Source organism: Blochmannia endosymbiont of Colobopsis nipponica (assembly GCF_014857065.1).
Taxonomy (GTDB): domain Bacteria; phylum Pseudomonadota; class Gammaproteobacteria; order Enterobacterales; family Enterobacteriaceae; genus Blochmanniella.
The window spans coordinates 149553-162735 of the sequence record NZ_CP046533.1 but is presented as its reverse complement, the minus strand read 5'-3'; the positions used below and the strand labels follow the sequence as shown (position 1 = coordinate 162735).

General features: G+C 26.7%; 10 protein-coding genes, 1 tRNA gene and 1 other RNA gene. 7 read left to right on the top strand and 5 right to left on the bottom strand.

The genetic code is table 11. The features are described 5' to 3' along the window. Positions 1-141 precede the first annotated feature (141 nt). Positions 142-242, top strand: an RNA gene (gene ffs, locus GN160_RS00735) — signal recognition particle sRNA small type. 214 nt (positions 243-456) lie between these two features. Here the strand turns inward: ffs and hha are convergent. Further along, complete coding sequence (gene hha / locus GN160_RS00730) at positions 457-660, bottom strand: hemolysin expression modulator Hha (RefSeq protein WP_192380559.1); 204 nt, start codon at positions 658-660, stop codon at positions 457-459. 1159 nt (positions 661-1819) lie between these two features. Between hha and apt the strand changes: the two genes are divergently transcribed. Genes apt through GN160_RS00715 form a run of 3 tightly spaced genes read left to right on the top strand, consistent with a single transcriptional unit; the run spans position 1820 to position 5109 of the window. Beyond that, a complete protein-coding gene (gene apt, locus GN160_RS00725; protein WP_192380557.1) occupies positions 1820-2371 on the top strand; it encodes an adenine phosphoribosyltransferase in 552 nt (183 codons plus the stop codon). Positions 2372-2428: 57 nt separating this feature from the next. Then, positions 2429-4411 carry a DNA polymerase III subunit gamma/tau gene (gene dnaX, locus GN160_RS00720; protein WP_192380556.1) on the top strand — a complete coding sequence of 661 codons (1983 nt, stop codon included), beginning with the start codon at positions 2429-2431 and terminating at the stop codon, positions 4409-4411. Positions 4412-4452: 41 nt separating this feature from the next. Beyond that, complete coding sequence (locus tag GN160_RS00715; RefSeq protein WP_192380554.1) at positions 4453-5109, top strand: adenylate kinase family protein; 657 nt, start codon at positions 4453-4455, stop codon at positions 5107-5109. Between the two features lie 55 nt (positions 5110-5164). On the opposite strand, the gene GN160_RS00710 is transcribed toward GN160_RS00715, so the two are convergent. Then, complete coding sequence (locus tag GN160_RS00710) at positions 5165-5878, bottom strand: UDP-2,3-diacylglucosamine diphosphatase (RefSeq protein WP_192380552.1); 714 nt, start codon at positions 5876-5878, stop codon at positions 5165-5167. Positions 5879-6199: 321 nt separating this feature from the next. Between GN160_RS00710 and cysS the strand changes: the two genes are divergently transcribed. Continuing rightward, the gene (gene cysS / locus GN160_RS00705) at positions 6200-7591 is read left to right on the top strand and encodes a cysteine--tRNA ligase (protein WP_192380550.1); all 1392 of its coding nucleotides are present in this window, start codon (positions 6200-6202) and stop codon (positions 7589-7591) included. A 72-nt stretch (positions 7592-7663) separates the two neighbouring features. Here cysS and folD read toward each other — a convergent pair whose 3' ends face one another. Continuing rightward, positions 7664-8515, bottom strand: coding sequence for a bifunctional methylenetetrahydrofolate dehydrogenase/methenyltetrahydrofolate cyclohydrolase FolD (folD, locus tag GN160_RS00700; protein ID WP_192380548.1), 852 nt, complete (start codon positions 8513-8515; stop codon positions 7664-7666). Between the two features lie 172 nt (positions 8516-8687). Here folD and GN160_RS00695 point away from each other — a divergent pair. Both GN160_RS00695 and GN160_RS00690 read left to right on the top strand, forming a co-directional pair. Then, positions 8688-8761, top strand: a tRNA-Arg gene (locus GN160_RS00695). Between the two features lie 371 nt (positions 8762-9132). Then, the gene (locus tag GN160_RS00690) at positions 9133-10068 is read left to right on the top strand and encodes a DMT family transporter (protein WP_192380546.1); all 936 of its coding nucleotides are present in this window, start codon (positions 9133-9135) and stop codon (positions 10066-10068) included. Positions 10069-10124: 56 nt separating this feature from the next. Here GN160_RS00690 and rodA read toward each other — a convergent pair whose 3' ends face one another. Then, positions 10125-11228 (bottom strand): rod shape-determining protein RodA, encoded by a 1104-nt coding sequence (gene rodA, locus GN160_RS00685; protein ID WP_192380545.1) that lies wholly within the window; start codon positions 11226-11228, stop codon positions 10125-10127. A gap of 52 nt (positions 11229-11280) precedes the next feature. Further along, a complete protein-coding gene (gene mrdA, locus GN160_RS00680) occupies positions 11281-13134 on the bottom strand; it encodes a peptidoglycan DD-transpeptidase MrdA (protein WP_192380543.1) in 1854 nt (617 codons plus the stop codon). Positions 13135-13183 lie beyond the last annotated feature (49 nt).

Genomic DNA, 13183 nt, shown 5'->3' with positions numbered 1-13183 from the left:
ATTTGTTTATTATAGTTAAGAGTTTAAAAATTTAGTTAAGTTAATTATGTGTTTAATTAAGGTTTGTTTTACATTAAAGATTTTGAGCGGTTTTGATTAAGACAATTGCTTTGTTGGTATTTAGTAATTATTTAAGAATCTCATTGGTACGCCTGCTGTATTAGCTTTGTGAACTCGGTCAGGTCTGGAAGGAAGCAGCCGTAGCAGGGATTTATATCTTGCCAGGATTGTTGCTAATGAGATTCTTTGTTTTGATCTTTTATTTATAGCATGTGATTAAAATTTGGTAGTTATTTCGCAAAGAATGAAATTTAATGTATTTAATTTAAGTATGTAATTTTTACCATGTTGCAGATTCTATTTAAATTATACTTACTTTATAATGAACTATTGTTTAAACGAGTAATTAGAGTATATTTCGAATGGATATTAGGAGATAGTAAAAGAAAAATTTTTTCATCGGACGTATTTCCAAACAGAAATTGGGACTTTATCATATAATTGGTTCATTATAAGTTCTGCCAATCTGTGATCAGCAGCAGAATTAAATATTTCAAGTTCATCATCAGATAATGTATATTTATTTTTTTCAATAACGCGTTCAAGAGTTTCAAGCGTTCTGCATTTTCTTAATCGCATTAAATAATCAATTTTTTTCATTGTGTTCTTTTTTATGAATTAGTAATATAAATATTTGATTATAGTATAGATGACACATCTTAAATCAACAGATTGATTTATATTTAAACTTATTTAATAGAAAATAATCAAATTTTTAATTATCTATTGGATAAGATTAGTCTTTTGGCTTGATTTATCTTTAAAAATGTTTTCTTTGTAAGCCTATTATGGATCTTGTTCTAAATATAAAACGAGTGCTTAATAGTTTTACATATATATCTTCAGTATGCAATATATACTAGATATAATTTGTTTTTTTTCAAATATTAATCGTATTCAACTTTTGTCTATTTATTTAAAAATTATGTAATAATAATTTTTGTTTTTTTAATATTATGAAGGTTATTGTATTAATGAATTAGCAAATACTGTATTTTAGAACTTAATTGGTTTTAAATTTATTTGCAACATGTTTACTCACATACTTATACGAAATAATTTATATAAAATTAATGTTCGACATATTCAGATTTTGTATTTATAATTTTTACTTTGTTTAAAGTTTTTAATGTTTATTTTATTTCAGTTGGATCCTAAATATACTAAATCTTAAATTAAGACATACAGCTAGGCATTCAGGTATAATATTGAAAAATAAATATTGAATCCAGTCAAGTTTAGTATATTTTGAATAAAATAATTAACTGAATTTTAATAAAGTTAAATTTGAATTAAGGGTGGAGCATATTATTTATGTTATTTATTTTATATTTTATGATTTTATTTGTTATTTTATATAAATTAAGTAGGTTAGTTATATCTTTTATAATTTTAGATATTATCTTGAAATATTTTAAGAATTTATTTTATTGTATTTTAGTTATGAAATGAGAAATGTTATTCAATGTTATTTAAAGTTTGTTTATTATTGTTTAGATATAATAACATGTATCTATGTTGTTAATATTACATGATGTTTTATATAAATGTAAAATTAGAATTGAAAAGTGTAATCTGATAATACAATGCGATTCTTCATAAGTTTTGATATGCTAATGTAATCAGTAATTTAAATTATTACACGTTAGTAATAACTAGTTTGTTGTTATGTTATATACATTGGTTATTTAATTGAGTCAAAAAGCAAAATATGTATATAATCTATTTCAGTAATATTTAAGTATTTAGGTATTGAAATATGAAGGACATAAATCAGCAACTAACTTTTATTGAACAAAGTATTAAATCTATTCCTGATTATCCAAAGCCTGGTATTTTATTTCGAGACATTACTAGTTTACTAGAAAATCCTTATGCTTATTCGGATAGTATTGCATTGTTGTCACATTATTATCGTCATCATGAATTAACTAAAATTGTTGGAATTGAAGCACGAGGTTTTTTATTTGGCGCTCCTTTAGCATTAATATTAAAATTAGGTTTTGTATTAGCACGTAAACCAGGCAAATTGCCGCGTCATACCATTAGTGAAAATTATTTATTGGAATATGGAATTGGTTCTCTTGAGATGCATAGTGATGCTATTTCTCCAGGTGATAAAGTTTTAATAATAGATGATATATTAGCAACTGGAGGTACGGTTGAAGCAGCTATAAAAATGGTACGTCGTTTAGGTGGAGAAGTAAAAGATGCTGCGTTTATTATAAATTTAAAGAATCTTGGAGGTGCAACTTTATTATCTAAAATTGGTATTCAAAGTCATAGTTTATTGATTTTTGCAAATCATTAATTAATGTATATTTAGTTTATAAATAAATGAATATATTTGATAAAGTTTTTGGTTATTATGAGTTATAAAGTTCTTGCTCTTAAGTGGCGTCCAAAGACATTTGCAGATGTAATTGGTCAAGAACATGTAGTATCAGCAATAACGAATGGGTTTTCGTTAGGTAAGGTTCATCATGCATATTTGTTAACTGGGATTAGAGGTGTAGGCAAAACTACTATTGCTCGTCTATTTGCGAAGGGATTAAATTGTATCGAGAAAAATGTTTCTTTTCCTTGTTGTGGAAAGTGTAAAAATTGTTTAGATATCGAACGTGGACGATTTATTGATTTTATTGAGATTGATGCTGCTTCTCGTACAAAAATAGAAGATATACGTGACTTATTAGATGATATGCAATATAGTCCGGTTTCTGCAGATTCTAAGTTATATTTAATAGATGAGGTGCATATGTTATCTCGTCATAGTTTTAATGCATTATTAAAAATTTTAGAAGAACCTCCTGAATATGTTAAATTTGTTTTACTTACAACAGAAAAATATAAATTACCAGCTACTGTATTGTCTCGTTGCTTTCAGTTGCATTTAAAAGCATTAAATGCAGATCAGATTTTTAATTATTTAATTTTTGTTTTAAATAAAGAGCAAATTGAATATGACTCTTATGTTGTTCAATTATTAGCAGATTCTGCTAATGGTAGTATACGTGATGCATTGACTTTAGTTGACCAAGCTATTGCTTTAGGAAATAATAAAATTAAATCAGATGTGGTTAAACAGATGTTTGGTTTACTAAGTCCGAAACAGCCGTTTTATATTTTGGAAGCACTTGTTCAAGCAGATGGTTCATCTTTAATGAAAAAAGTATCACAATGCGCACTATTAGGAGTTGATTGGGAATTTCTTTTAGTGGAAATTCTTTCTTTATTACATAAATTAGCTGTAGACCAAGTATTACCTATTCAAGTTGATAATGATGCAGAATTGAAAGTATTACAAAATTTACGAACATTAAGTCATTATTTAATTCCAACTGATTTACAATTATTGTATCAGATTCTTTTAATTGGAAGAAAGGAGTTACCTTTTGCTCCAAATTATCGTATGGGAATTGAAATGACATTATTACGGGCATTGGCATTTCATCCTTTAACGAATAAAGATTTCGGGCAAGATTCTTCAATGTATTTTTTGGATGAGAAAAATTTTGATAAGTTACGTAAAGATATTAATGTTACTACTAAATATTGTAATAAAAAAATAAATAAAATAAAAAATAACTTAGTAGATAATGTTAAGAAATGCGTATCCAATAAAAATTTAATTTTGCAAGATGTAGTTGTTGATAATAATCAAACATCATTAATCGCAAATAAAAATCTTATATCTGAAGATACAGTTAATTTATTACAGGCTCGTTCTATTTTAAATCAATATAAAAATAATAAAAAAAATGAGAAAGACTCAAATATATTGCCTATAGTAAGTCGTAAAAAAACTGTAGTTAATTTACTAAAAAGATTTGCAGAAATTAATCAACATATTTTAAAAAATTCACAGAAAGTTGTAGAGGATGATTATAAAAACAACTCGATATTAGTAAATTCTTTGAATATAAATTCTTCTGTACAGAAAGAAAATATAAATAATGAAATTTTTTTCTCTTTAATGAAAAAAGTTATTATCCGTGACCCTTGGTCCGCTCAAATTAATAAATTATCTTTATCCAAACAAGCTAAAAGACTTGCTTTAAATTCATGGAAAAAAAATATAAGTTCTAATGTAATTTGCTTATATTTAAGATCAAAATTTCATTATTTAAATTCCAAAATAGTTAGAGATGAAATAGAAAAAAAACTTAGTGATTCTTTAAATATAATTATCAATCTAAATATAGAAATAAATGATGATTTATCAGTTAAAACTCCTTTAGAATGGTGCTTTTTTCTTTATGATAAAAAATCAACGAAGATTAAGAAGGAAATTTTACAGGATTCAAGTGTTAAAAAACTTCAGGATTTTTTTGATGTTGAATTAGAATAATATTAACAAGTAATTATTAAATAATTATAAGGTTTAAATAGATGCGCATTATTTTATTAGGAGCTCCTGGGTCAGGTAAAGGTACTCAAGCTAAATTTCTTACAGATAGATACGGAATTCCTTTAATCTCTATGGGAGAAATACTACGTAATATCGTACAAAAAAAATCTGATCTATGTTTAAAGATTAAAAAATTTATAAATTTTGGCCGATTATTACCTGATTCATTAATAATAGATATAGTTGAAAATTATATTAATTATAATAATTATCGCAATAAATTTTTGTTAGATGGTGTCCCTCGTACTATAGGGCAGGCTATTGCCATGAAAAATAAAGGTATATTAATTGATATTATTTTAGAATTTGTTTTATCAGATGCGTTGATTATTGAACGTACAGTCGGTCGTAGAATACATGTACCTTCTGGTCGTATCTATCATACTAAATTTAAACCTCCTAAATATAATGATCTTGATGATATTACTGGAGAACAGTTAGTTATTAGGAAAGATGACGAGAAAAATATTGTGCATAAACGCTTAAGAGAATATCATAAGAACATTGTTTCTATAATAGAATTTTATTCTAAACGATCTTATATGAATAATGCGCTATATTTTAAAATTGATGCAAATCGTAATATTAATGACATTAATTTAGAATTAGTAAATATTTTTAGTCAACGATTAAGATGATTGTTTGTCTATATTTTAAATTAGCTTCGTTAAATGTGTTTTAAATAATTTTTAATTAATATTTTATTAGAGATAAACCAAATTTATTTAATTCAACAATTGATCCAGAATTATTCCACATGCCTAAATTTACGTGATAGAAAATTTTTGATTTGTAGTACATTTTATAAATAGCTGGATTATGAGTATGTCCGTGAATTAATATAGTAGCTTGATATTTAAGTAATAGGCTCAATATTTTTTGTAAATCCAGATCTGTTGTTTTTGATGTATGGGTATGATTTAGTATACTGCGATTTCTAATTATTTTTGTAATATAAATTCTTATTGACAAAGGCATAAGTAAAAATAATTTTTGTAACCATATTTGCCTAATTTTTTTTTTAAAATTCTGATAGCGTTTGTCATTATTACACAAAGAGTCTCCATGAAGAATAATAATTCTGTGTCCTGATATCTCTAAAATTTGTGGTTCATTTAATAATTTTATTCCACTAATTTTTGCATAATTACGTCCTAATAAGAAATCACGATTTCCATGAATGAAATAACAAGGTATGGAACGATTATTTAACTGTTTTAGTTCTGCAGCAACTTTTAAATGCATAGAATTAATAGCATCATCTCCAATCCAACTTTCGAATAAATCTCCTAAAATATATAATGCATTTGCATTAACAGCTTTATTCCTTAGAAAATTTAAAAAATTTTTAGTAATATCAGGTTGATCAGTACAAAGATGAACATCAGCTATGAATAACGTATGCATCGTTTTTTAAAAAATTCAGTGAATATTTTCAAAAATTATAGGAACTTTTAATGATCATAATATTTTTTAGTGAAACTAGTTTAAATAACTACCATATGTGATGCCCATTATTTTAATAACAATTAAATTTTATAAATTATACACCTTTTTATTTCAAGTTTTATTTATTTAAAATAAAACACTAAGATTAACAAATTAATTATTATATTCAATTTTTCTTTTATTTTTGTGTATAAAGCAAAATGATATCAGGATTTGTATTTTAATTGTAATAAATTATAATCATATTTTCATGTCATACTTATTACAATTAAATGAATAATGCTAAAGATATTTAATACTCTAACGCGGAGAAAAGAAACATTTAAACCTATATCTTGTAATAAAATAAAAATATATGTGTGTGGAGTAACTGTTTATGATTTATGTCATATAGGACATGGGCGTACTTTCATTATATTTGATGTTATAGTACGTTATTTACGTTATTCTGGTTATCAGGTTAATTATATACGCAATATTACTGATATTGACGATAAAATTATCCATCGGGTTTCTAGCAGTGAAGAAACATACGAAGCATTTATCAATCGTATGATTCGTGAAATGCATTATGATTTTAGCTCTTTGCGTATATTAAAGCCTAATTACGAACCGCGTGTTACTTGTTGTATAGAAAAAATTATTGAGTTAATTAATACTTTATTAAATAAAGGACATGCGTATATTGCGTCTAATGGAGATGTAATGTTTGATCTAGAAAGTTATAAAAATTATGGTGCTTTATCTAATAAAAAAATACTTAAAAATTCTATTTATACGCATGTTAATACGACAGGTATAAATATAAAACGTAATCCAATGGATTTTGTTTTATGGAAAATGTCTAAATTTAATGAGCTTCAATGGGATTCTCCATGGGGTAGTGGTCGTCCTGGTTGGCATATCGAATGTTCAGCTATGCAATCTATTTTTTTGGGAAATAAGATTGATATTCACGGTGGTGGATCAGATTTAATATTTCCTCATCATGAAAATGAATTTGCTCAATCAACATGCGCTCATAAAGAATTTTGTGTAAATATTTGGATGCATTCAGGTTTGATAATTGTAAATCATGAGAAAATGTCTAAATCTTTAAATAATTTTTTTACTATACGGGATATTTTAAAATTATATAATCCTGAAACAGTCAGATTTTTTTTATTGTCTACTCATTATCGTAAATCAATCAAGTATTGTGAGGATAGCTTTAATAAAGCTCACGCTATTTTGGCAAAATTATACATAGCTTTACGTAATACAGATACTACAGCTATGCCGATGGGTGGAGAACATTTTATATCACAATTTAATATTAAAATGAATGATGATTTTAATATTCCAGGAGTCTATTCAATATTATTTGCTATAGCGCATGAAATACATTATTTAAAAATTAAAAATTCACCGACAGTACATGGTATGGCAGCTACATTACGTTATTTAGGAAATATTTTAGGTTTGTTATATTATGATGCAGAATTTTTCTTAAAAAATATATCAATTAAAAGGAATTATTCTGTTAAACAGATTTTAAAATTAGTTAAATGTCGTGATGATGCTCGTAAGAAAAAAAATTGGATATTAGCCGATAAAATACGCGATGTATTAACGAATATGGGAATCATACTAGAAGATAATACTGATGGCACTACTTGGCGTTGTAAATGATATGATTTAGATGCGTAAATAATTAAATAATTAATATGAAAATTAATTTCATTACTATTTTAGAATAATAATTTATGATAGATTTTCGCAAGCTTGCAGTGTATTTTGAATAAGCATAGCTACTGTCATAGGGCCAACTCCTCCAGGTACAGGAGTTATATAAGACGCTCTTTCAAAAGCACTGTCGAAATGTACATCACCTACTACTTTGCCAGTCTTTAAACGATTAATTCCCACGTCTATTACTATCGCACCATTCTTAATCCAAAAACCTGGAATAAAATTTGCTTTACCTATTGCTACTATTAATAAATCTGCGTGCTTTACAAATTTTTGCAAATTATCAGTAAAACGATGTGTTATTGATACTGTGCAGCCAGCCAATAATAATTCTAGAATCATTGGTCTGCCAACTATATTTGAAGCACCTATTATGACTGCATTAAGAAATAAAATATTGATATGATACATTTCTAACAACGTAATTATTCCTTGAGGAGTGCATGGTCGTAAAATAGGTGCACGTTGACATAGGCGACCTATATTATAAGGATGAAAACCATCAACGTCTTTAGCTGGTAAAATTCTTTCTAAAATATTTATTTGGTTGATTTTATTGGGTAATGGTAATTGTATTAAAATTCCATCTATACGTTTATCAATATTAAGTGTATCAATGAGTTTTAATAGTTCTGCTTCGTCGATGCTTATAGGTAAATAGTAAAAAAAAGAAATTATGCCTACTTCCTGACATGCTTTGCGTTTGTTAATAACATATAATTTAGAACTGGGATTTTCTCCTATTAAAATCATTGCTAAACCGGGGGCGCGTTTTCCTATTCGCAACCTTTCCTTTATTTGTTCAGCAACTTTGTTTCTTATTTTTTTTGCAATTTTTTTGCCGTCAATTATTTTCGCGTTCATTTATGAATGATTTATCCATTATTTAAAATAATATTTTAAAGTTACATTAACTTATTAGAATTAAGTTTTAAAATAATTAAAATATAATACATTTTAAACATAAAAATAAATATAAATGTATTTGACGTAATATTTTATTTACGTATAATGCGTTTATATTTGTATAGTTTGTGCGCTCTTAGCTCAGTTGGATAGAGCAACGGCCTTCTAAGCCGTAGGTTACAGGTTCAAATCCTGTAGGGCGCGTTTTATATTTTTAGAACAAGGAGGTCTTTTAGTTCCATATTTCATGACCATAATAGGTGGGTTACATTTGATACTAATATACCTTCAGTATTGTTTTCTAAGTTAAGATAACTGATTTAGTGTTCATAATTAGTTAAGTGTTTAGAGGTTATGTATAAATCAATAGTAAACTAAATTTTAATATCATTAACTGTATGTTTTAAATTTTATTATTATTAATTATATTTGCGGGTATATTTAATTATAATTGAATTAGTTTTAGTAAGAAATTTTAAAAGATTTTTTGGTGTTTTGTAATTTTGTGCATTTCTTGTTGTTGCGATTTTTTGAGTTAGGTATATTAAAATTTTTTTAAAATATATACATAGAATATGTTAATAGGGTTTGTTTTCGCTTTATTTGCTGGTTTGTTATGGGGGTTGATTTTTGTTGGGCCTTTATTAGTTCCAGATTATCCTAGTGTATTACAGTCTGCTGGTAGATATGCTGCATTTGGTTTAATGTCACTACCTTTGTCATGGTATAATCGTGCTCAATTACGAAAATTATTACGTGAAGATTGGATTGAAGCCGTCAAATTAGTTTTTATTGGAAACTTTATTTATTACACTTGTCTAACAGATGCAATTCAACAGGCGGGAGCTCCTGTTTCGGCAATAATTATCGGTACATTGCCTATAATGATATCTATGGTATATAATGTTGTTTATACAAATAATAATAAAGTAACTTCAAGCAATATATTTTTAGCATTAATATTTGTATTGTTAGGTTTAATATCTATTAATATTTCTGAACTTATACTTGAATTAAGTAGTATTAATATTTGGTCTTATTTGAGGGGCATTATTTCGGCAATAATGGCCGTTGCATGTTGGACGTGGTATGCGTTGCGGAATGCTTTTTGGCTTAAAACACATCCATATAATAAACCAATTATTTGGGTTATTGCTCAAGGTATAGTGACTTTACCTTTATCCATTTTTGCTTATTTTATAGCTTGTTGTATTTTAAGTTTGATTAGTACTGATTTTAAATTACCTTTAGGTCCTCGTCCTGAAATGTTTGTTCCATTAATGATTGTAATAGGGTTACTTTGTTCTTGGTTAGGCACTTTTTGTTGGAATGAAGCTAGTCAAAGATTACCAACAGTATTGATAGGGCCAGTAATTATATTTGAAACTTTAGCGGGTTTATTTTATATTTTTCTTCATAGGCAAATATGGCCTTCATTGCTAACTATTTTTGGTGTATTTTGTTTGGTTATAGGAATTTTATATGTAGTAAATATAAAAAAAAATAGATAATAACATTATTTCGTCATTTATTACTGTTCATTACAACGTGGTATTTCATTTTTTGATTACATTATACGATGTGTATGCATAGACATTACAATACCAAAACTTGCCATTAGCGCTATTAATGAAGTTCCACCATGACTTACTAAAGGAAGAGGTATACCAACCACTGGTAAAATGCCTACTGCCATACTGATGTTTATGAAGACATAAATAAATAAGATGAACATAAAACTAGCAATTACTACACGTCCAAAAGTGTTTTTGGATTTAGTTGCGATAAACAATCCTCTTGTGATAATTTTTAAATAAATTAAAACTAATGCTAGTATCCCTATTAATCCTAATTCTTCACCTATAACTGAAAAAATAAAATCAGTATGTCCTTCAGGTAAGAATTCTAATTGTGATTGGGTACCATGCAACCATCCTTTACCAGTTAATCCACCTGAACCTATAGCAATTTTTGATTGTATAACATGATATCCTAAACCCAACGGATCTATTTCAGGATTGAACAAAATTTGTACTCTATATTTTTGATATTCATGCATAAAAAAAAACCATAATATTGGAATAGAACATGCTATTAATGATAATAATGTTATAAACCATTTCCAACAAATACCAGCTAAAAATAAAACAAATAATCCAGAAATAGCAATTATTATTGCAGTACCTAAATCTGGTTCCATTATTACGAATATAGTAGGGATAAAAATTAGTATTATTGCAAAAATGATATTTTTATAAGATAGTGAAGAACTGTAATAATTTTTATTAATGTAAGAAGCTATTATTAATGGAACTGTTATTTTAGTTATTTCTGAAGGTTGAAAACGAATTAAACCAATATTTAACCAACGTTGTGCTCCCTTACTTTCTTCTCCATATATGTTCACTAAAATTAACAATATGATACAAAAAATATATAAATAAGGAGAGTAAGATTCATAGAATTTTGGAGGTATTTGTGCTAAACCAAACATTAGAAATGAACCAATAATTATTTGGATTATTCTATTTTCTATTATCTTAATATTTTGCCCGCTAGCGCTCCATAATATAAAAGTACCATAAATTAATAGTATACTTATTAAAATAAGTAAGATGCTATCTATATGTAGTTTTTTAGAAAAGGTTCTTTTGTATGATTCATGATCCATAATTAACTTTGGATATTTTATATTTTTTTAATTTATTCGCTGTTAAAATTGTTTATTTTTTTAATAACATATAGTCAAATATTAATCTAGTAATTGTTCCTATCGTTAAATTATTATTACCTCCATTTTCTAAAACAATTACTATTGCTAATGTAGGATTATTATATGGAGCAAAAGCAGTTATAAGTTTATGATCTCGAAGATGTTGGGCAACTATTAATGGATTATAATTTTCATGAATTTTTAAATTATAAAGTTGAGCAGTGCCAGATTTTACAGCTGTTTTATAAGATGAATTAGCAAAACTGCGATATACCGTGCCATTGATATGATGAGCTGCACCAAACATTCCAGATTTAACAATGTTCCAATATTTAGAGTTAGGATCCCCTATTTGTTTTTTTTCAATTTCTTGGTAACGTATTGAAGATTTACCAATTGTATTGTTTAACAGATGAGGTGTTTTTACTGCTCCATTATTGATTAAAGTTATTAAGGCTTTGGACATTTGTATTGGAGTGGCAGTCCAATATCCTTGGCCAATTCCTACTGAAATAGTGTCACCTTGATACCATGGTTGTTTAAATTTTTTCATTTTCCAGGTGCGTGTAGGCATAACTCCTGTGATTTCTTCGGATATATCGATACCACTGTATTCACCATATCCAAATTGGGACATCCATTCCGATAATTTATCAATCCCCATATTATAAGCTATCTGATAAAAGAAAGTATCTGCTGATTCTTCTAATGCATTAATTATATTAAGTTGCCCATGTCCTGTTCTTTTCCAATCTCGATAAAGTTTTTTTGATCCTGGAAGTTGCCACCATCCTTTATCGAAAAAAGAAAAATTTTTATTGATAGCTCCTAAAGTCAAGGCTGATATTAAAATATAAGGCTTAACTGTTGATGCTGGAGGATATATTCCTCGTATAGCACGATTAAGTAACGGACAATTTTTGTTTTGTATTAGATCATTATAATTTTTAATAGATATACCGTGTACGAATAAGTTAGGGTCATAAGTAGGATGTGAAACTAATGCTAATATACTTCCGTCTCTTGGATCTAATACAATGGCAGAAGCACGATTGCCAAATAAAAGTTTTTCAACATATTGTTGAAGATGTATATCTAATGTTAACACCAGATCTGTTCCAGCCTCTGGCACTTGTTTATACAATTTACGAATTATTTGCCCACGATTATTAACTTCTACTTTTTTAAATCCAATTTTTCCGTGCAATATTTTTTCATAATAACGTTCTATACCTAATTTACCTATATTTTTAGTTGCAACATAATTATTTAAATTTTTTTCTTTATTTAATTTTTGTTTATCATTTTTATTAATTTTAGCAACATAACCTAAAACATGGGTTAATGTAGATCCGTATGGATAAAAACGATGTTGATAACATTTAATTTCTATTCCGGTAAAACGAAATTTGTTAACTGCAAATTTGGCTAATTGTATTTCTGTTAAGTCTGATTTTAAAGGTAATGAAGTAAAACTAGATGATTTTTTGTATCTTTTTTTAAAAAGTTGAATATCTTTTTCTGTAAGATCAATAATTTTTTCTAAATTTTTAAATGTTTGTGCAAGATCTTTTATCATTCCTGGAATAATTTCTAATTGATAAGATATTTTATTAGATGCTAAGATATGCCCATTTCGATCATAAATTAATCCGCGACTGGGTGGTATCGGTATTGTTTTAATATAGTTTTTGTTTGATTGATTAGTATACTTGTTAAAATGAATAATTTGGAGATAAAATAGGTTTATAATTAAAATACTGGTTAATAGTACAATGATGATACTCGTCGTAAATATACGTTTTGTGAATAATAAAGATTCGGCAAAGTAGTCTCGAAAAAGATAGAAAGATTTTTTTTTCATTTAATGAAGCTACAATCGCATTATATTGAATTGGATGGATTAAGTTAGT